This window comes from Pseudomonas sp. S3(2024), from assembly GCF_036861315.1.
GTDB classification, from domain to species: domain Bacteria; phylum Pseudomonadota; class Gammaproteobacteria; order Pseudomonadales; family Pseudomonadaceae; genus Aquipseudomonas; species Aquipseudomonas putida_A.
This window is the reverse complement of sequence record NZ_JAZAQQ010000001.1, coordinates 607205-626786: the sequence shown is the minus strand read 5'-3', so window position 1 is coordinate 626786 and position 19582 is coordinate 607205. Positions and strand designations below refer to the sequence as shown.

Sequence of the window (19582 nt, the reverse complement as noted above, 5' to 3'; positions counted from 1 at the left end):
GCTCCGTGAAATCGGCAGATTTCGGATGGCCGAGGCCGTGGCGGGGCTTTGTGGGCACCGCCCGGGTCGGTAGTTATTGTTTTGGGATCCTGGTGGTGCGTAATGCCGGTTTCCTTCCTGAAACCGAGGTGACGCCTTCGCGAGCAAGCCCGCTCCCACAAGAGCTGCACCGAACCTTGTGGGAGCTGGCTTGCCAGCGATGCTTTTAGTGCTTGAACATCACATGCCGAACCGTGGTGTAGTCCTCCAGTCCGTACATGGACATGTCCTTGCCGTAGCCGGACAATTTCTGACCGCCATGGGGCATTTCGCTGACGAGCATGAAGTGGGTGTTGACCCAGGTGCAGCCGTACTGCAATCGCGCGGACAAGCGATGCGCGCGTCCGACATCCGCCGTCCACACCGAGGACGCCAGGCCGTAGTCGGAGTCGTTGGCCCACTCCAGCGCCTGCGCTTCATCGGTGAACTTGGTTACTGACACCACCGGCCCGAACACTTCGCGGCGGACGATCTCGTCATCCTGTTGCGCGTCGGCCAGCACCGTCGGTTCGAAGAAGAAACCGTTGCCTTCCACAGCCTTGCCGCCGGTGATCAAGCGAATGTGCGACTGCGCCACGGCGCGTTCGACGAAAGCAGCGACGCGGTCGCGATGCTGCGCGGTGATCAGCGGCCCCAGCTCGGTCGACGGATCATCCTGCAAGCCGTACTTGATTTTGCTGACCGCCGCGCCGAGCTTCTCGACGAACTGGTCGTAGATGCCTTGCTGCGCGTAGATCCGGCACGCGGCGGTGCAGTCCTGCCCGGCGTTGTAGAAACCGAAGGTGCGGATGCCTTCGACGGCGGCATCGATGTCGGCGTCGTCGAAGATGATCACCGGCGCTTTGCCCCCCAGTTCCATGTGCATGCGTTTGACGCTGTCGGCGGTGCTGGAAATGATGTTCGAACCGGTGGCGATGGAACCGGTCAGCGAGACCATGCGCACTTTAGGATGCGTGACCAACGGGCTGCCGACGCTAGGACCGCGACCGAATACCAGATTGAGTACACCGGCCGGGAAAATTTCCGACGCCAGTTCGGCCAGACGCAACGCGGTCAGCGGGGTTTGTTCCGACGGCTTGAGCACCACGGTATTACCGGCAGCGAGGGCCGGGGCGATTTTCCAGGCGACCATCATCAACGGGTAGTTCCACGGCGCGATGGAGGCAATTACGCCCACCGGGTCGCGGCGGATCATCGAGGTGTGGCCGGGCAGGTATTCGCCACCGGCCGAACCGCTCATGCAACGGCTGGCGCCAGCGAAGAAACGGAACACGTCGGCAATCGCCGGGATCTCGTCGTTCAATGCAGCGCTGTAGGGTTTACCGCAGTTGTCGGATTCGAGTTTCGCCAGTTCCTCGCCGTGGGCTTCGATGGCGTCGGCGAGTTTGAGCAGCAGCAGCGAACGGTCTTTCGGTGTGGTTTGCGACCACTCGGCGAACGCATTATCGGCGGCGCGCACGGCGGCATCGACTTGGGCCTCGGAGGCCTCGTTGATCTCCACCAGTACGCTGCCGAGCGCCGGGTTGAGCACCGGTTGGGCCGGGCCTTCGCCGTTGACCAGGTGGCCGTTGATCAAGAGTCTGGTTTGCATTTCATTGTCCTCGCTAACACTTTTATTGTTCTGTCGAAACCGATTCCCAATGTAGGAGTGAGCCTGCTCGCGATAGCGGTCTTACAGTCGACTCCCCTGTTGAATGACAGTCAGTCATCGCGAGCAGGCTCACTCCTACAGGGATCCGGTTTCTTCAGTTATTCGGTTATTTCCCACCACTGCCCGCGACACTCTCGCCACCCCGGGTCAGGTAATACGCGCCGAGAATCGGCAGCATGGTCACCATCATCACCAGCATGGCGACGACGTTGGTCACCGGCACATCCCGTGGGCGGCTGAGCTGGTTGAGCAGCCACAACGGCAACGTGCGCTCATGCCCGGCGGTGAACGTGGTGACGATGATTTCGTCGAACGACAGCGCAAAGGCGAGCATGCCGCCGGCCAGCAACGCCGAGCCGAGGTTCGGCAGGATGATGTAGCGGAAGGTCTGCCAACCGTCGGCACCAAGATCCATCGACGCCTCGATCAAACTGTGCGAAGTGCGGCGCAGGCGGGCGATGACGTTGTTGTAGACGATCACCACACAGAAGGTCGCGTGGCCGACGATGATGGTGAACATCCCCGGCTCGATCCCCAGTGTCTTGAACGTCGCCAGCAAGGCGATCCCGGTGATGATCCCCGGCAGCGCGATCGGCAAAATCAGCATCAGCGAAATGCCCTGCTTGCCGAAGAAGTCGCGGCGGTACAACGCGGCTGAAGCCAGTGTGCCGAGCACCATCGCGATCAACGTGGCGATGGCGGCAATCTGCAGCGAGAGCTTGATCGCCTCCAGCACATCCGGCCGCGAAAACGCCACGCTGAACCAGTGCAGGGTGAAGCCCTTCGGCGGAAAGCTGAACGCGGCTTCCTCGGTGTTGAAGGCGTAAAGAAAGATGATCAGGATCGGAAAGTGCAGAAACACCAACCCGCCCCAGGCCGCGATGCGCAGACCGAGAGATGCTTTTTCAGAGTGCATCGAAGGCCCCCAGTCGTTTGACGATGGACAGGTAAATGGCGATCAACACAATCGGCACCAACGTGAACGCTGCGGCCATCGGCATGTTGCCGATCGCACCTTGCTGCGCGTAGACCATGCTGCCGACGAAGTAACCCGGCGGCCCGACCAATTGCGGCACGATGAAGTCGCCCAGGGTCAGGGAAAAAGTGAAGATCGAACCGGCCGCAATTCCTGGCACCGACAGCGGCAAAATCACCTGCATGAAGGTCTGGCGCGGCTTGGCCCCGAGGTCGGCGGAAGCCTGCAACAGCGATGGCGGCAGACGTTCCAGCGACGCTTGAATCGGCAGGATCATGAACGGCAGCCAGATGTAGACGAACACCATGAACCGTCCCAGATGTGAGGTCGACAAGGTGCTGCCGCCCACCCCGGGAATGCCGAGGATGAACTGCAACACCGGCTCCAGTCCCAGATGCTGGACGAACCATTGCGCGACGCCGCCCTTGGCCAACAGTAACGTCCAGGCGTAGGCCTTGACGATGTAACTGGCCCACATCGGCATCATCACTGCGATGTAGAAAAACGCCTTGGTCTTGCCCGTGGTGTAGCGCGCCATGTAGTAGGCAATCGGGAACGCGACGATGGCGCTGGCGATCGATACTACGATGGCCATGCTCAGCGTGCGCAAAATGATGTCGAAGTTCGATGGCTGAAACAGCGCGGCAAAATTCGCCAGGGTCAGGTCAGGAGTGACCGCCATGGTGAAGTCGTCGAAGGTGTAGAAACCCTGCCACAACAGCACCAGCAGCGAGCCGAGGTAGATCGCGCCAAACCACAGCAACGGTGGCACCAGCAGCAGCGACAGATACAGGTTCGGCTTGCGATAGAGCAGGTTGGAGAACCGCCGCAACGGCGGTGCTTGAGTCATCGCGAGCGTGCTCATTTCAGACCCCGCTCGCGACGGTATCATGCAGCGGGATCATCGCTTCCCGCGCCCAGCGTGCGCTCAGGCGCTGGCCGGTTTGGTGTTGTGCGCTGCTGTCGATCCACTGATTGTTGGCGTGGCTGATGCTCAGGGTCTGGCCGTTTTCCAGCGTCAGTTCATAGCGCGTGGCGCTGCCCTGATACTGGATGTCGTGGAGCAGACCGCTGACTTCGATTTCATGGCTGGCGAGAGGCCCTTCGGCGAAACGCACGTGTTCGGGGCGAATCGAAAACGGCTGCGGATGGCCGCTGAGCTGGCGCGCCAGATCGCCGCGAATCACGTTCGAGGTGCCGACGAATTCGGCGACGAACGTGGTGGTGGGTTTCATGTACAGATTGCGCGGGGTGTCGACCTGTTCGATGCGGCCCTTGTTGAATACAGCGACGCGATCGGACATCGACAGCGCCTCGGTCTGGTCGTGAGTGACGAAGATGAAAGTGATGCCGAGCTGGCGTTGCAGCTTCTTCAGTTCACTCTGCATCTGCTCGCGCAATTTCAGGTCGAGGGCGCCCAATGGCTCATCAAGCAACAGCACGCGCGGGCGATTGACCAAGGCGCGGGCGAGGGCGACACGCTGGCGCTGACCGCCGGACAACTGCACCGGTTTGCGTGCGCCATAACCGCCGAGGGCGACCATGTCCAACGCCTCTTCGGCGCGCTTGTGGCGTTCGGTTTTGCTCACGCCTTTGACCTTCAAGCCATAGGCGACGTTGTCCAGCACGTTCATGTGCGGGAACAGTGCGTAATCCTGGAAGACGGTGTTCACATCACGTTGATACGGCGGCAGACCGGCGGCTTCCGCGCCGTGAATGCGGATCGAGCCGGCACTCGGTTGTTCGAAACCGGCGATCAGGCGCAGGCAGGTGGTCTTGCCCGAGCCGGAAGGGCCGAGCATGGAAAAGAACTCGCCGTCCTGGATGTCAATGGAAACCCGGTCAACGGCCTTCACCTCGCCGAACTGCCGGGAAACGTTGGTGAACTGGACTGCAAGCGTCATGGTGCGGTGCTCCAAAAAGGCGTGGGCCGTCGCCTGGACTTCTGAAAAAGCTGAAACGAATGCGATCTACCGGTGATGGAGATCAAATGTGGGAGCGGGCTTGCTCGCGAATGCGGTCTTTCATTCGACTTTGATGCTGACTCACCTGGCGCTTTCGCGAGCAAGCCCGCTCCCACAGGGAGAGCGGAGTCAACTCAAAGGCTAACGGCCGCCCATGATCGCAATGTAGTCCTGAGTCCAGCGGCTATAAGGCACGAACTTGCCGCCCTCAGCCTGCGGGGTTTTCCAGAAGGCGATCTTGTCGAACTGGTCGAAGCCATTGGTCTTGCAACCCTCGGCGCCGAGCAGTTCGCTCTCCTTGCACGCCGCCGGCACGGCTGGCAGCGAACCAAACCACGCCGCCACGTCACCCTGGACTTTCGGCTGCAACGACCAGTCCATCCACTTGTAGGCGCAGTTCGGATGCTTGGCTTCGGCGTGCAGCATGGTGGTGTCGGCCCAACCGGTGGCGCCTTCTTTGGGGATGGTCGAGGCGATCGGTTGTTTCTCGTTGATCAGGCCGTTGACCTGATACGGCCAGGCGCTCGACGCCACCACGCCTTCGTTCTTGAAGTCGCTCATCTGTACCGTGGTGTCGTGCCAGTAACGGTGAATCAATGGCTGCTGCGCGCGCAGCAGATCGAGCACGGCCTTGTACTGCGCCTCGGTGAGTTGATACGGATCCTTGATCCCCAGCTCAGGTTTGGCGGTCTTCAGGTACAGCGCCGCGTCGGCGATGTAGATCGGGCCGTCATAGGCCTGCACGCGACCCTTGTTCGGTTTGCCGTCGGGGAAATTCTGCGCGTCGAACAGGACGTTCCAGCTGGTCGGCGGCGTCTTGAACACGTTGGTGTTGTACATCAGCACGTTCGGGCCCCACTGATACGGGGTGCCGTAGGTCTGGTTGTTGACCACGTACCACGGTGCATCTTTCAGCCGTGGATCGAGGGTTTTCCAGTTCGGGATCAATGCGGTGTTGATCGGTTGCACGCGCTTGCCGACGATCAGGCGCAACGAGGCATCGCCCGAAGCGGTGACCAGGTCGTAACCACCCTTGGCCATCAGACTGACCATCTCGTCGGAGGTCGCGGCGGTCTTGACGTTGACCTTGCAGCCGGTTTCTTTCTCGAAACCGCTCACCCAGTCGTAAGCCTTGTCGCTCTCGCCACGTTCGATGTAGCCCGGCCAGGCCACGATATCCAACTGACCTTCGCCGGCGCCGACCGCCTTCAGCGGCTCGGCAGCTTGCAGGCTGGCGCTGGCCAGCAAGGCTGTGGTGATTGCACTAAACAGTGCGGTCTTGTGCACGAACATGGTTGAACCCTCTTCTTTAAATTATGGTCGGGGCAGTTGTGAACGCGGTGCAGCATGCCGTTGGCGGCTTGTTATTAGCGTAGTCAGAGATGCTGGCCGTGGCGGGCCATGATGTGCCGCACCACGCTGTAGTCCTGCAGCGAATCACTGGATAAGTCTTTGCCGTATCCGGAGCGTTTCAGCCCGCCGTGGGGCATTTCGCTGACCAGCATGAAGTGGCTGTTGATCCACGTGCAGCCGTACTGCAAACGGGCGGCGACCTGCATTGCCTTGTCCAGATTCTGCGTCCACACCGACGAGGCGAGGCCGTATTCGGAGTCGTTGGCCCAGTCCACGGCTTGCGCGAGTTCGTCGAAGCGGGTCACGGTGACCACCGGGCCGAACACTTCGCGCTGGACGATTTCATCAGTCTGTTTGCAACCGGCCAGCAACGTCGGCTGGTAGAAGAACCCGGCGCCGGAATGCACCGCCGCGCCAGTCACGCGCTCGATGTGCGGCTGGCCGAGGGCGCGCTCGACGAAACTGGCGACGCGGTCGCGCTGGCGGGTGCTGATCAGCGGGCCGATCTCGTTGTCGGCATCGCGCTTGCCGGCGAAGCGCAGGCTGCTGACCGCTGCGCCGAGCTCGGCGACCAATTTGTCGTGAATGCCTGTTTGCGCGTAGATCCGGCACGCGGCGGTGCAGTCCTGCCCGGCGTTGTAGTAACCGTAGGTGCGCACGCCGTCGACCACCGCTTGAATGTCGGCATCGTTGCAGACGATCACCGGGGCTTTGCCGCCGAGTTCCAGATGCGTGCGCTTGAGGGTTTTTGCTGCCGCCTGAAGGATCTTCTGCCCGGTGACGATATCGCCGGTCAGCGAGACCATGCGCACCTTGGCGTGCCCGACCAGATGGCTGCCGACGCCTTCACCGCCGCCGCAGATGATGTTGATCACCCCGCGCGGCAGGATCTCGGCGAGTGCTGGCGCCAGTGCGAGGATCGACAGCGGTGTGTGTTCCGACGGCTTGAACACCAGCGTATTGCCGGCGGCGAGGGCCGGGGCGATTTTCCACGCGGCCATCATGATCGGGTAGTTCCACGGCGCAATCGACGCCACCACGCCAATCGGATCGCGACGCACCATGCTGGTGTAGCCCGGCAGGTATTCGCCGCTGAGCTGACCGGTCTGGCAGCGCACGGCACCAGCGAAGAAGCGGAACACGTCGACGGTGGCGGTCAGATCGTCCTGCCGCGCCAAGTGCAGCGGCTTGCCGCAGTTCAGCGCTTCGAGGCGGGCGAGGTAATCGGCGTGTTTTTCGACGGCGTTGGCGATGTCCAGCAGCAGACTGGAACGTTGTTGCGGCGTGGTGCGCGACCATTCGCCAAAAGCGCGATGGGCGGCGAGGATCGCGGTTTCGACCTGCTCGGTGCTGGCCTCGGCGATGTGGGTGAGGATTTCACCGCTGGCCGGGTTGAGGATCGGTTCGACAAAACCCTGCCCGGCGACCAGTTCGCCGTCGATCAACAACGCGGTACACATCGGGGTCTGCACGCCAGCCATTTTCCGCGATCTCTTTTCTTGTGTGGTCATTGTGGCTCCCGTGCCCGGGAGCCGACCGTCTTATAGATGCAGCAAGACTAGTGCGCGGCTCCGAGGTCGACAAATTCTAAATACTGAAGGTGGCATTCGATTAAATAGATGGCTTGCGTCCGCCGTGCGGTTGTTCGCGGGCTACGGTCAGGAATGGATCAACCAGGGCAGGGCGCGCGGTCCCTCGGCGCCAGGCCAGACCGACGTCGAGGGTCTGGTTGAGGTCGGCAATCGGCCGCGCTTCGATGATGTCGCCTTCGAGTGACCATGGGCGGTAAGTCATGTCCGGCTGGATTGATACACCCAGACCTGCAGCGACGAGGCTTCGCACGGCTTCAGTGGATGCCGTGCGCAGGGTGATCTTCGGTTGCAGCCCGGCGCCGCGCCAAAGTCTTTGGGCGTTGCGATCCATTTCATCAACATTCAGTTGAATCAACGGCTCGCGAGCGACGTCGGCGAGGTTGATGCTGTCGTGTTCCAGCAGTGGATGCTGGGCCGGCAGCCACAGACGATGCGGCGAGTGGGTCAGCACTTCGGTCTGCAGGGCGTGGCGGTCTTCGAGATTGGAGAGGATCAGCACGCCGACATCGATTTCGCCGCTGACCAGCAAATGCTCGATGTATGGCCGCTCGTCCTCCATCACCCGGATCTCGACGTTGGGATAGGCGCGCTGGAACCGGGTGAGCAGATCGGCGAGGTAATAACCGGCGACCAGGCTGGTTACGCCGACGATCAACTGTCCGGCGACCTGATCGGTGCTTTGTTGCAGGCTGCGCTTGGCATTGTCTACGGTGGCCAGAATCAGGTGCGCCTGGCGCAGGAACTGGTGGCCCTGGTGAGTCAGGGTCATGCCCTTGGCGTGGCGGTTGAACAGGCTGACGCCGATTTCCTCTTCCAGTTGCTGAATCGCCAGGGTCAGGGTCGATTGGGAAATAAACGCGGTTTGCGCGGCGGCGGAAATCGAGCCGGTCTCGGCCACCGCGATGAAGTGACGGATCTGACGTAGGGTCATCATGAGGAGGGGTACCCGGTGGGCGGTTTTTATAGATTGGCCTGAGTGTATATCTATTTTCGCGAAGGGCCTGCGCCTGCTGAGCAACATCTGGAAGCACACTTGCGGGCAGGGCCGGGGCACTTTCGAACTAGGCTGAGGGCCTGATAGATCCGGATAACCCCTGTTTTGGAGGCGGAACATGAACACCCGTGGATTGCTCGATCAACTACTCAAGTCTGGCCAGGATCTGTTGCAGAACAAGGCCGGTGGCGCGCAGAACAAACCCGCGGCTGGCGGGCTGGGCGGTTTGCTGGGTGGGTCTTCAGGCTCCGGTGCGCTGGGCGGCCTGCTCTCGGGGGCGGGCGGTGGTGCTCTGGCGGCCGGGGCCATGGGCCTGCTGCTCGGCAGCAAAAAGGCGCGCAAGGTCGGCGGCAAAGTTGCGGTCTACGGTGGCCTCGCTGCCCTTGGTGTGCTGGCCTATAAGGCTTACGGCAACTGGAACGCCCAGAAAGGCACCGCCCCACAAACCGAACCGCAAACCCTGGATCGTCTGCCCCCCGCGCAAGCCGAACAACACAGCCAGGCCATTCTCAAAGCACTGGTCGCCGCCGCCAAGGCTGACGGCCATATCGATGACCGCGAACGTCAACTGATTGAAGGCGAATTCACCAAACTCGACAACGATCAGGAATTGCAACACTGGCTGCACGCCGAACTCAACAAACCCCTCGACCCGGTCGACGTCGCCCGGGCCGCGAGCACGCCGGAGATGGCTGCCGAGATGTACATCGCCAGCGTGATGCTGGTGGATGAGGAGAGCTTTATGGAAAAGGCGTATCTGGAGGAGTTGGCCAAGCAACTGAATCTGGAGCCGGGGTTGAAGGTGGAGCTGGAGAAGCAGGTGCGCCAGGCATCGCTATAGAACTGCCTGAGCACGGTATTCATGTAGGAGCTGCGGTACGCTGCGATCTTTTGATGTTGGCTTTAAAAATCAAAAGATCGCAGCGTGCCGCAGCTCCTACAAAGTTTTGGACTGGACGCCGAAATGTGTAGGAGTGAGCCTGCTCGCGATTGCTTTCCAGCCTCACAACAACAGCAATGGCCGATCCAGCGCCCCTTTTTGCCATTCCATCACTGGCACGCCAGCCCCGGATTGTCGGACAGTCCCACCCCAGAGCCTTCCCGCGAACCAAGTCGGGCCGGCCCGAGGGTTAAAAAGCGTCTTATAAATGAAACACCGCCCTCGGCTATACTCCCCGCATTTCGACTTAGGCACGAGGAATCACTGTGAAGAACTGGACGTTGCGCCAACGCATTTTGGCGAGCTTTGCGGTGATTATCGCCATCATGTTGCTGATGGTCGTCGTTTCGTATTCCCGCCTGCTGAAAATCGAAGCCAGTGAAAGCAGCGTGCGTGATGACGCCGTTCCCGGCGTCTATTACAGCTCGATGATCCGCGGCGCGTGGGTCGACAGTTATCTGCAGACCCAGGAACTGCTCGGCCTCAAGGAAGGGCAGGGTATCAGCAGTGAAGATGCGGCGGACTACAAGGCGTTCGAAAACCGTCTGCAAGAGCAGATGGCCAACTACCGCAACACCGTCACCACCGACGAAGACCGGGTCGAGTTCGCCGCGTTCGAGAAGGATCACGACACCTACATGCAGATTCAGGATCAGGTACTCGATCTGCACAAGCGCAATCTGGAAGCCGAGGCTGTCAAGCTGTTCACCGAGAAGCTGACCCCGGCCTGGTACACCGGCCGCATGAAACTCAACGACATCATCGGCGAGAACAAGCGGGTCGCTGATCAGGCCATGGCCAACATCGACGAAGCCGTGGCGGCGGCCAAGGTCAGCATGTTCGTCTCGCTGCTGGTGGCCGTGCTGGCGGCCGGTGCCTGCGGTCTGCTGCTGATGCGCGCGATCATGGCGCCGATGAACCGCATCGTGAAAATCCTCGAAATCATGCGTACCGGAGACTTGAGCAGCCGGCTGAATCTGGATCGCAAGGACGAGTTCGGCGCGGTGGAAACCGGCTTCAACGACATGATGACCGAGCTGACTTCGCTGGTGTCCCAGGCCCAACGCTCCTCGGTGCAGGTGACCACTTCGGTGACCGAAATTGCCGCCACCTCCAAGCAGCAACAGGCCACCGCCACCGAAACCGCGGCCACCACCACCGAAATCGGCGCGACCTCACGTGAAATCGCCGCCACCTCGCGGGATCTGGTGCGCACCATGACCGAAGTGTCCACCGCCGCCGATCAGGCCTCTGTGCTTGCCGGTTCCGGCCAGCAAGGCCTGGCGCGCATGGAAGACACCATGCACTCGGTGATGGGCGCGGCCGATCTGGTCAATGCCAAACTGGCGATCCTCAACGAGAAGGCCGGCAACATCAATCAGGTGGTGGTGACCATCGTCAAGGTCGCCGACCAGACCAACCTGCTGTCGCTCAACGCTGCCATCGAGGCAGAGAAGGCTGGCGAATACGGTCGTGGTTTTGCCGTGGTCGCCACCGAAGTGCGGCGTCTGGCGGATCAGACTGCCGTCGCCACTTACGACATTGAGCAGATGGTCCGCGAGATCCAGTCGGCGGTGTCTGCTGGCGTGATGGGCATGGACAAGTTCTCCGAAGAAGTGCGCCGGGGCATGGCCGAAGTGCAGCAGGTCGGCGAGCAACTGTCGCAGATCATCCATCAGGTGCAGGCGCTGGCGCCGCGGGTGTTGATGGTCAACGAAGGCATGCAGGCCCAGGCCACCGGTGCCGAACAGATCAACCATGCGCTGGTGCAGTTGGGCGACGCCAGCAGCCAGACCGTCGAGTCGCTGCGTCAGGCCAGTTTCGCCATCGACGAACTGAGCCAGGTGGCCGTCGGGCTGCGCAGCGGCGTTTCGCGATTCAAAGTCTGATGAGCGAAGTCACCGCCAAACGCAGCGCTGCGCCGGTGGCGAAGCAGGCGTTGTTCCTGCTGTTTCGCATCGGCAGCGAGCGTTACGCCTTGCGCGCCACCGAGGTGGCGGAAGTGTTGCCGCGCCTGCCGTTGAAGCCGATTGCCCAAGCGCCGAACTGGGTCGCCGGGGTGTTCGCCTATCGCGGTGCGGTGGTACCGGCCATCGACCTCAGCGCGCTGACTTTCGGCCATCCCGCCGAGGCGCGCACCAGTACGCGGCTGGTGCTGGTGCATTACCGTCCGGATGAACAGCAGCCGTCGCGCTGGCTCGGGCTGATCCTTGAACAGGCGACCGATACCCTGCGCTGCAACCCCGAGGATTTTCAGCCGTATGGCCTGGACAATCGTCAGGCGCCGTACCTCGGCCCGGTGCGCGAAGATGCCCAGGGGCTGGTGCAGTGGGTGCGGGTCAACGACTTGCTGGATGACGCGGTGCGCAGCCTGCTGTTTCCGGCGCCGCTTGGGGCGCAGTCATGAGCAGCGACCAGCGTTTTTTCGATTTCCTCAAGGAACGCATCGGCCTGGATGTCACGTCGGTGGGGCCGGCGATCATCGAGCGCGCGGTGCGCCAACGCACCACGCTCTCGCAAGCCGCGCACAGCGATGAATACTGGCAACTGCTGCAAGGTTCTCGGGACGAACAGCAGGCGTTGATCGAAGCGGTGATCGTCCCCGAAACGTGGTTTTTCCGTTATCCGGAATCCTTCGCCACCCTCGGCAAGCTGGCGCGCAAGCGTCTGGACGAATTGAACAACATGCGCGCGCTGCGCATCCTCAGCCTGCCGTGCTCGACCGGCGAAGAACCCTATTCGATTGCCATGGCCTTGCTCGATGCCGGGCTCAAGCCGCATCAGTTCAAGGTCGACGGCATGGACGTCAGCCCGCTGTCGGTGGACAAGGCGCGACGGGCGTTGTACGGCAAGAACTCGTTTCGGGGGCAGGATCTGGATTTTCGCGAGCGTCATTTCACCGCCGAGCAGGACGGCCATCGGGTCAGCGAAGCGGTGCGTGAGCAGGTGCGCCTGCAGGCCGGCAATGTGCTGGATCCGACGCTGCTGGCGGGTGAGCCGCCGTTCGATTTTGTGTTCTGCCGCAACCTGCTGATCTATTTCGACCAGCCGACGCAGAAGCAAGTCTTCGAAGTGCTCAAGCGTCTGACGCACGTTGATGGCGTGTTGTTCATCGGCCCGGCCGAGGGCAGTCTGCTTGGGCGCCTGGGCATGCGCTCGATCGGCATCCCGCAGTCGTTTGCCTTCAGTCGACACGCTGAACTCATGCCCGAACCTGTGGCATTGCCCACCCCGACCCCTTTGCCCGTGCGCCAACCGCTGCGCAGTCCGCCGCCAGTATCGCCGCCGGTGCGTCCGCGGCCGTTTGCCAGCGTTGCACCGTTGCCCGTCAGCAGCAAAAGCGCCAACCCGGACGCGGCGACCTTGCTCGCCAACATCGCCGCGCTGGCCAACGAAGGCAAAAGCGCCGAGGCCCGCGCGGCATGCGAGCAGTATCTGCGCAGTCACGAACCGGTGGCGCAGGTGTTTTACTGGCTCGGTCTGCTCAGCGATGTTGCCGGTGCCGCGCTCGAAGCCCAGAGTCATTACCGCAAGGCCTTGTACCTTGAACCGCAACACCCCGAAGCGTTGATGCACCTGGCCGCCTTGCTGCAGGCCCAGGGCGACAGCGCCGGTGCCAGACGATTGCAGGAACGCGCCGCCCGCAGCGGCCGCACCGCCGACAGTGAGCGTAAACGATGATCCCGTCCGACACCTTGAACGTCACCCACGAAGACGCCCGGGCCATCGATGATTGCTGGAACCGTATCGGTATTCATGGCGACAAGTCGTGCCCGTTGCTGGCCGAGCATATTCATTGCCGCAACTGCGCGGTGTATTCCGCCGCCGCTACGCGCCTGCTGGACCGTTATGCATTGCAGCAGGACGAACGCGATCCGGTCGCCGTGGCGGTCGAAACCGATGTGAAAACCCGTTCGCTGCTGATGTTCCGCCTCGGCGAAGAATGGCTGGGACTGGCGACTCGCAGTCTGGTGGAAGTGGCGCCGCTGCAGGCGATTCACTCGTTGCCGCATCAGCGTTCGCGGGCCTTGCTTGGCGTGGCGAACGTGCGCGGGGCGTTGGTCGCGTGCCTGTCGCTGGTCGAGTTGCTCGACCTTGATGGCAACGCCGCACCGGCCACTGGCGCGCGAATCATGCCGCGCATGCTGATCATCGCCGCCCACGGCGGACCGGTGGTGGTGCCGGTGGACGAGGTCGACGGCATCCACGCCATCGATGAAAAAATTCTCGACGCCGCGTCGCGTGCCGGCGCTGAGCACAACAGCACGGCCAGCGCCAAATACACCCGTGGTGTCCTGCAATTCCGGGGGCGCAGCCTACGCTGGCTGGATGAAGAACAGCTGCTGTCCGCCGTGACCCGGAGCCTCACATGACCCCCGAGCAAATGCGCGACGCCTCGCTGCTGGAGCTGTTCAGCCTGGAAGCCGAAGCCCAGACCCAGGTGCTCAGCAGCGGGCTGCTGGCGCTGGAGCGCAACCCGACTCAGGCCGACTATCTGGAATCGTGCATGCGTGCGGCGCACTCGCTCAAGGGCGCGGCGCGGATCGTCGGCATCGACAGCGGTGTCAGCGTCGCCCATGTGATGGAAGATTGCCTGGTCAGCGCGCAGGAAGGTCGGCTGTTGTTGCGTCCGGAGCACATCGATGCGCTGTTGCAAGGCACCGATCTGTTGATGCGCATCGCCACGCCAGCGAATGCTCCGCAAGCAGCGGACATCGAAGCGTATGTGGCGTTGATGGGACTCCTGCTCGACCCTTCGGCAGCGCCCACAGTGGCGCCAACGCCGATGGCCGAGTTGCAGATGCAGGCGCCGACGTCTGCGCCCGCACCGATTGAAACCCCGGCGCAAGTGATCGAGACACCGCTGGAAACCTCCGACCCGGCACCGCGCAAGAACAAGCGCACCACCGAGGGCGGCGAGCGCGTGCTGCGGGTCACCGCCGAACGCCTGAACAGCCTGCTCGACCTGTCGAGTAAATCGCTGGTCGAAACCCAGCGCCTCAAGCCGCATCTGGCGACCATGCAGCGTCTCAAACGCATGCAGAATAATGGCCTGCGGGCACTGGAAAGCCTCAACGTGCATCTCAAGGAACATGCGCTGAGCCTTGAGGCCCAGGAAGCCCTTGAAGATGCGCGGCGCTTGCTGGCCGAGTCTCAGCAATTACTCGCGGAAAAGAACGCCGAGCTCGACGAGTTCGCCTGGCAAGCCAGCCAGCGCGCCCAGGTGCTCTACGACACTGCGCTGGCCTGCCGCATGCGCCCGTTCGCCGACGTGCTCACCGGTCAGGTGCGCATGGTTCGAGACCTGGGGCGCAGCCTCGGCAAACAGGTAAGGCTGGAGATCGAGGGCGAGAAGACCCAGGTCGATCGCGACGTGCTGGAAAAACTCGAAGCGCCGCTGACTCATTTGCTGCGCAACGCGGTCGATCACGGCATCGAAACCCCGGAACAACGCTTGCTCAAGGGTAAGTCCGAAGAAGGCCTGATCCGCCTGCGTGCCTCGCATCAGGCCGGTTTGCTGGTGCTGGAATTGAGCGATGATGGCAATGGCGTCGATCTGGAAAAGGTCCGCCGCAGCATCGTTGAACGCCAATTGTCACCGGCAGAAACCGCCGCACAATTGAGCGAAGAAGAGTTGCTGACGTTCCTGTTTCTGCCGGGTTTCAGCCTGCGCGACACGGTCACCGAAGTGTCCGGGCGTGGCGTCGGTCTCGATGCGGTGCAGCACATGGTGCGGCAACTGCGCGGCGCGGTGGTGCTGGAGCAGACGGCGGGCGAGGGCAGCCGCTTTCATCTGGAAGTGCCGCTGACCCTGTCGGTGGTGCGCAGTCTGGTGGTGGAAGTCGGCGAGGAGGCTTATGCGTTTCCGCTGGCGCATATCGAACGCATGTGCGATCTGGAGCCACAGGACATCGTGCAGATCGAGGGCCGTCAGCATTTCTGGCACGAAGGTCGGCATGTCGGGCTGGTCGCGGCCAGCCAGTTGCTGAATCGTCCGGCCAGTCAGAGCAGCGGCGAAACCCTCAAGGTCGTGGTGATCCGCGAGCGTGACGCGGTCTACGGGGTGGCGGTCGAGCGTTTTGTCGGCGAGCGCACGCTGGTGGTGCTGCCGCTGGATGAGCGACTGGGCAAGGTTCAGGATATTTCCGCCGGGGCGCTGCTCGACGACGGTTCGGTGGTGCTGATCGTCGATGTCGAGGACATGCTGCGCTCGGTGGACAAACTGCTCAACACCGGGCGTCTGGAGCGTATTGCTCGCCATGGCAATCAGGCCGCCGAAGTGGCGCGCAAACGGATTCTGGTGGTCGATGACTCGCTGACCGTGCGCGAGTTGCAACGCAAGTTGCTGCTCAATCGCGGCTACGACGTGGCGGTCGCGGTGGACGGCATGGACGGCTGGAACGCGCTGCGTTCGGAGGACTTCGATTTGCTGATCACCGACATCGACATGCCGCGCATGGATGGCATCGAACTGGTCACCCTGTTGCGCCGCGACAACCGTCTGCAATCGCTGCCGGTGATGGTGGTCTCGTACAAGGATCGTGAAGAGGACCGGCGTCGTGGACTGGACGCTGGCGCCGACTATTATTTAGCCAAGGCCAGTTTTCATGACGACGCCCTGCTTGATGCAGTGGTTGAGCTCATTGGAGGAGCGCGGGCATGAAAATCGCAATCGTCAACGACATGCCCCTGGCGGTGGAGGCTTTGCGCCGTGCGCTGGCCTTCGAGCCGGCGCATCAGGTGGTCTGGGTCGCCAACAACGGCGCCGAGGCGGTGCGTCTGTGCGCCGAAAACACCCCGGATCTGATCCTGATGGACCTGATCATGCCGGTCATGGATGGCGTCGAGGCCACGCGACGGATCATGGCCGAAACCCCGTGCGCGATTGTTATCGTCACGGTCGACCGTCAGCAAAACGTGCACCGGGTCTTCGAGGCCATGGGCCACGGCGCGCTGGACGTGGTCGACACCCCGGCCATTGGTGCGGGGAACGCGCAGGAAGCGGCGGCGCCGTTGCTGCGCAAGATCCTCAACATCGGCTGGCTGATCGGCGAGAAAACCCCGCGCTCGCGTCCGGTGCCGACGCCTCACCGCAGTTCGGCGTCGTGCAAGCGGCTGGTGGCGATCGGCTCGTCTGCCGGCGGACCGGCCGCGCTGGAAGTCCTGCTCAAGGGCCTGCCACGCAATTTCTCGGCCGCCATCGTGCTGGTGCAGCACGTGGATCAGGTGTTTGCCGCGGGCATGGCCGAATGGCTGGCCAGCGCCAGTGGCCTTGACGTGCGTCTGGCCCGCGAAGGCGAGCCACCGCAGGCCGGCGCGGTGCTGCTGGCCGGCACCAACCACCATATTCGCTTATTGAAAAACGGCACGCTGGCCTACACCGCCGAGCCGGTCAACGAGATCTACCGACCTTCGATCGACGTGTTTTTCGAAAGTGTCGCCAGTTATTGGAACGGCGATGCCATCGGGGTTTTATTGACCGGGATGGGACGCGACGGGGCGCAAGGGCTTAAGCTCATGCGCCAGCAGGGTTATCTGACCATCGCGCAGGATCAGCAAAGCAGTGCGGTGTACGGCATGCCCAAGGCAGCAGCGGCGATCGATGCGGCCGTCGAAATCCGTCCACTGGAAAAGATAGCGCCACGGTTGCTGGAGGTATTCCCCAAATGAACAGGCTATTCCGCAATCCTGGCCCCCGCAGTACTCAGGTGACCGCCCATGAATGATTTACAGATCGACGACATTAAAACCGACGAAAACGCCGCCATGGTGTTGTTGGTGGACGATCAGGCGATGATCGGCGAAGCCGTGCGCCGTGGGCTGTCGAATGAAGAGAACATCGACTTCCACTTTTGCTCCGACCCGCACCAGGCCATCGCCCAGGCGGTACGGATCAAGCCGACGGTGATTCTGCAGGACCTGGTGATGCCCGGCCTCGACGGCCTGAGCCTGGTGCGCGAATACCGCAATCATCCGGCGACCAAGGACATCCCGATCATCGTGCTGTCGACCAAGGAAGACCCGCTGATCAAGAGCGCGGCGTTTTCCGCCGGGGCCAACGACTATCTGGTGAAACTGCCGGACACCATCGAGCTGGTGGCGCGCATCCGCTATCACTCGCGCTCCTACATGACCCTGCTGCAGCGCGATGCGGCGTACCGTGCGTTGCGCGTCAGTCAGCAGCAGTTGCTCGACACCAACCTGGTGCTGCAACGGCTGATGAACTCCGATGGCTTGACCGGACTGTCCAACCGCCGGCACTTCGACGAGTACCTGGAGCTGGAATGGCGCCGCTCGTTGCGCGACCAGAGCCAGTTGTCGTTGCTGATGATTGATGTCGATTACTTCAAGTCCTACAACGACAGTTTTGGTCATGTTGAAGGCGATGAGGCGCTGCGCAAGGTCGCCACGGCGATCCGCGACGCCAGCGCCCGACCGTCGGACCTGCCGGCCCGCTACGGCGGTGAAGAGTTCGCCCTGGTGCTGCCGAATACCTCGCCGGGCGGCGCACGCCTGGTGGCGGAGAAACTGCGCCAGACCGTGGCGGCGCTGAAGATTCCGCACAACACCCCGGGCGACGGGGCGAGCCTGACCATCAGCATCGGCCTGGCGACCATGGTGCCGCAGGCGGGCAGCGATTGCCGGCTGCTGATTTCGGCGGCGGATCGCGGGTTGTATCTGGCGAAGAACAACGGGCGTAATCAGGTGGGTATCGAATAGGTCTCTCGAACCTGCAAATCCCCTGTGGGAGCGGGCTTGCTCGCGAAGGCGGAGTATCACTCGACATCAATGCTTAATGACACACCGCCTTCGCGAGCAAGCCCGCTCCCACAGAGGATGCGCATCAGGCCATGTCAAGTGAATCGCCTTAACAGCCGCCAGACGGGCTGCCGTCACAGCCTGATTACGTTATACTCGCCGGCTTTCAAAAGTTCGCCAACGAGTGCTGCCCGTCATGGAAATCAACCCGATCCTGAACACCATCAAGGACCTGTCCGAGCGCTCCGAAACTATTCGGGGGTATCTTTGACTACGATCAAAAGCATGAGCGTCTGATCGAAGTCAATCGCGAGCTTGAAGATCCTGCAGTCTGGAACAAACCTGAATACGCCCAGGAACTGGGCCGCGAGCGAGCATCGCTGGCGCAGATCGTCGACACCCTGGATGAGCTGTCCAGTGGTCTGGCCGATTCCCGCGAGCTGCTCGACATGGCCGTTGAAGAAAACGACGAAGGCGCGGTAAACGACGTCGTTGAACTGCTTCAAGGGCTTGAAGAGTCACTGGCCAAGCTTGAATTCCGCCGCATGTTCAGCCACGAGATGGACCCGAACAACGCCTACCTGGACATCCAGGCCGGCTCCGGCGGCACCGAGGCCCAGGACTGGGCCAACATCCTGCTGCGCATGTACCTGCGCTGGGCGGACAAACGCGGTTTCGACGCGACCATCATGGAACTGTCGGCCGGTGAAGTCGCCGGTATCAAAGGCGCGACCGTGCACATCAAGGGCGAATACGCCTTTGGCTGGCTGCGTACCGAGATCGGCGTGCACCGTCTGGTGCGCAAGAGCCCGTTCGACTCCGGCAACCGTCGCCACACCTCGTTCTCTGCGGTTTTCGTCTCGCCAGAGATCGACGACAAGGTCGAAATCGAAATCAACCCGGCAGACCTGCGGATCGACACCTATCGTTCCTCCGGTGCCGGTGGTCAGCACGTAAACACCACCGACTCGGCCGTACGTATTACTCACGTACCGACCAACACCGTGGTCAGCTGCCAGAACGAGCGTTCCCAGCACGCCAACAAGGACACCGCCATGAAAATGCTGCGGGCCAAGTTGTACGAGCAGGAAATGCAGAAGCGCAACGCCGCTTCCCAGGCGCTGGAAGACACCAAGTCGGACATCGGCTGGGGTCATCAGATCCGTTCGTACGTGCTCGACGCGTCGCGGATCAAGGACCTGCGCACCAACATTGAACGCAGCGACTGCGACAAGGTGCTCGACGGCGACATCGATGAATACCTGGAAGCCAGCCTGAAGTCGGGGCTGTAAAAGACGCACGCAGGGTCGCTG

Annotated in this window: 16 protein-coding genes; 9 read left to right on the top strand and 7 right to left on the bottom strand. The window is 62.1% G+C overall.

The annotated features are described in order from the left end of the window. Positions 1–205: 205 nt before the first annotated feature. The 7 genes from VLA07_RS02990 to VLA07_RS02960 form a co-directional block, all read right to left on the bottom strand. Positions 206–1630 (bottom strand): gamma-aminobutyraldehyde dehydrogenase, encoded by a 1425-nt coding sequence (locus VLA07_RS02990; RefSeq protein WP_333988378.1) that lies wholly within the window; start codon positions 1628–1630, stop codon positions 206–208. Positions 1631–1796: 166 nt separating this feature from the next. Beyond that, positions 1797–2606, bottom strand: a complete 810-nt coding sequence (locus tag VLA07_RS02985; protein ID WP_007967757.1) for an ABC transporter permease — start codon at positions 2604–2606, stop codon at positions 1797–1799. Continuing rightward, complete coding sequence (locus VLA07_RS02980) at positions 2596–3531, bottom strand: ABC transporter permease (protein WP_333988377.1); 936 nt, start codon at positions 3529–3531, stop codon at positions 2596–2598. Before VLA07_RS02980 ends, VLA07_RS02985 begins: the two co-directional genes overlap by 11 nt. A gap of 1 nt (position 3532) precedes the next feature. After that, a complete protein-coding gene (locus VLA07_RS02975; RefSeq protein ID WP_134785514.1) occupies positions 3533–4570 on the bottom strand; it encodes an ABC transporter ATP-binding protein in 1038 nt (345 codons plus the stop codon). A 201-nt stretch (positions 4571–4771) separates the two neighbouring features. Next, positions 4772–5923: a putative ABC transporter substrate-binding protein YdcS gene (gene ydcS / locus VLA07_RS02970; RefSeq protein ID WP_103521619.1), complete on the bottom strand. Its 1152-nt coding sequence runs from the start codon at positions 5921–5923 to the stop codon at positions 4772–4774. A gap of 83 nt (positions 5924–6006) precedes the next feature. Further along, complete coding sequence (locus tag VLA07_RS02965) at positions 6007–7464, bottom strand: gamma-aminobutyraldehyde dehydrogenase (RefSeq protein ID WP_330206455.1); 1458 nt, start codon at positions 7462–7464, stop codon at positions 6007–6009. A 130-nt stretch (positions 7465–7594) separates the two neighbouring features. Then, positions 7595–8509 (bottom strand): LysR family transcriptional regulator, encoded by a 915-nt coding sequence (locus VLA07_RS02960; protein WP_007954670.1) that lies wholly within the window; start codon positions 8507–8509, stop codon positions 7595–7597. Between the two features lie 178 nt (positions 8510–8687). Here VLA07_RS02960 and VLA07_RS02955 point away from each other — a divergent pair, with 178 nt between their 5' ends. The 9 genes from VLA07_RS02955 (at position 8688) to prfB (ending at position 19561) form a co-directional block, all read left to right on the top strand. Further along, complete coding sequence (locus tag VLA07_RS02955; protein WP_333988376.1) at positions 8688–9410, top strand: tellurite resistance TerB family protein; 723 nt, start codon at positions 8688–8690, stop codon at positions 9408–9410. 365 nt (positions 9411–9775) lie between these two features. Next, on the top strand, positions 9776–11398 hold the full coding sequence (locus VLA07_RS02950) for a methyl-accepting chemotaxis protein (RefSeq protein WP_097086396.1): 1623 nt from the start codon (positions 9776–9778) through the stop codon (positions 11396–11398). Continuing rightward, on the top strand, positions 11398–11916 hold the full coding sequence (locus tag VLA07_RS02945; RefSeq protein WP_027610993.1) for a chemotaxis protein CheW: 519 nt from the start codon (positions 11398–11400) through the stop codon (positions 11914–11916). The genes VLA07_RS02950 and VLA07_RS02945 overlap by 1 nt, the downstream gene beginning before the upstream one ends. Further along, the gene (locus VLA07_RS02940; protein WP_333988375.1) at positions 11913–13190 is read left to right on the top strand and encodes a CheR family methyltransferase; all 1278 of its coding nucleotides are present in this window, start codon (positions 11913–11915) and stop codon (positions 13188–13190) included. The genes VLA07_RS02945 and VLA07_RS02940 overlap by 4 nt, the downstream gene beginning before the upstream one ends. After that, a complete protein-coding gene (locus VLA07_RS02935; RefSeq protein ID WP_098967414.1) occupies positions 13187–13882 on the top strand; it encodes a chemotaxis protein CheW in 696 nt (231 codons plus the stop codon). The genes VLA07_RS02940 and VLA07_RS02935 overlap by 4 nt, the downstream gene beginning before the upstream one ends. Next, entirely contained in the window at positions 13879–16173 is a 2295-nt protein-coding gene (locus VLA07_RS02930) for a hybrid sensor histidine kinase/response regulator (RefSeq protein WP_333988374.1), read from the top strand. Before VLA07_RS02935 ends, VLA07_RS02930 begins: the two co-directional genes overlap by 4 nt. Beyond that, positions 16170–17180: a chemotaxis response regulator protein-glutamate methylesterase gene (locus VLA07_RS02925; protein ID WP_047601345.1), complete on the top strand. Its 1011-nt coding sequence runs from the start codon at positions 16170–16172 to the stop codon at positions 17178–17180. Before VLA07_RS02930 ends, VLA07_RS02925 begins: the two co-directional genes overlap by 4 nt. A 48-nt stretch (positions 17181–17228) precedes the next feature. Next, positions 17229–18230: a diguanylate cyclase domain-containing protein gene (locus tag VLA07_RS02920; RefSeq protein ID WP_025112221.1), complete on the top strand. Its 1002-nt coding sequence runs from the start codon at positions 17229–17231 to the stop codon at positions 18228–18230. Between the two features lie 235 nt (positions 18231–18465). Beyond that, positions 18466–19561, top strand: a protein-coding gene (gene prfB, locus VLA07_RS02910; protein ID WP_096795805.1) for a peptide chain release factor 2 whose coding sequence is annotated in 2 segments (ribosomal slippage) — positions 18466–18537 and positions 18539–19561 — 1095 coding nt in all. Because the reading frame shifts where the segments join, the coding sequence is not laid out codon by codon here. Positions 19562–19582 lie beyond the last annotated feature (21 nt).

Excerpts from the sequence above, each read along its gene's own strand:
- VLA07_RS02945 (WP_027610993.1), top strand. The coding sequence starts at position 11,398 with ATGAGCGAAGTCACCGCCAAACGCAGCGCTGCGCCGGTGGCGAAGCAG.
- VLA07_RS02975 (WP_134785514.1), bottom strand. The coding sequence starts at position 4,570 with ATGACGCTTGCAGTCCAGTTCACCAACGTTTCCCGGCAGTTCGGCGAG.
- VLA07_RS02920 (WP_025112221.1), top strand. The coding sequence starts at position 17,229 with ATGAATGATTTACAGATCGACGACATTAAAACCGACGAAAACGCCGCC.
- VLA07_RS02940 (WP_333988375.1), top strand. The coding sequence starts at position 11,913 with ATGAGCAGCGACCAGCGTTTTTTCGATTTCCTCAAGGAACGCATCGGC.
- VLA07_RS02980 (WP_333988377.1), bottom strand. The coding sequence starts at position 3,531 with ATGAGCACGCTCGCGATGACTCAAGCACCGCCGTTGCGGCGGTTCTCC.
- VLA07_RS02960 (WP_007954670.1), bottom strand. The coding sequence starts at position 8,509 with ATGATGACCCTACGTCAGATCCGTCACTTCATCGCGGTGGCCGAGACC.
- VLA07_RS02955 (WP_333988376.1), top strand. The coding sequence starts at position 8,688 with ATGAACACCCGTGGATTGCTCGATCAACTACTCAAGTCTGGCCAGGAT.
- VLA07_RS02930 (WP_333988374.1), top strand. The coding sequence starts at position 13,879 with ATGACCCCCGAGCAAATGCGCGACGCCTCGCTGCTGGAGCTGTTCAGC.
- VLA07_RS02925 (WP_047601345.1), top strand. The coding sequence starts at position 16,170 with ATGAAAATCGCAATCGTCAACGACATGCCCCTGGCGGTGGAGGCTTTG.
- VLA07_RS02985 (WP_007967757.1), bottom strand. The coding sequence starts at position 2,606 with ATGCACTCTGAAAAAGCATCTCTCGGTCTGCGCATCGCGGCCTGGGGC.
- VLA07_RS02935 (WP_098967414.1), top strand. The coding sequence starts at position 13,187 with ATGATCCCGTCCGACACCTTGAACGTCACCCACGAAGACGCCCGGGCC.
- VLA07_RS02965 (WP_330206455.1), bottom strand. The coding sequence starts at position 7,464 with ATGGCTGGCGTGCAGACCCCGATGTGTACCGCGTTGTTGATCGACGGC.
- VLA07_RS02990 (WP_333988378.1), bottom strand. The coding sequence starts at position 1,630 with ATGCAAACCAGACTCTTGATCAACGGCCACCTGGTCAACGGCGAAGGC.
- ydcS (WP_103521619.1), bottom strand. The coding sequence starts at position 5,923 with ATGTTCGTGCACAAGACCGCACTGTTTAGTGCAATCACCACAGCCTTG.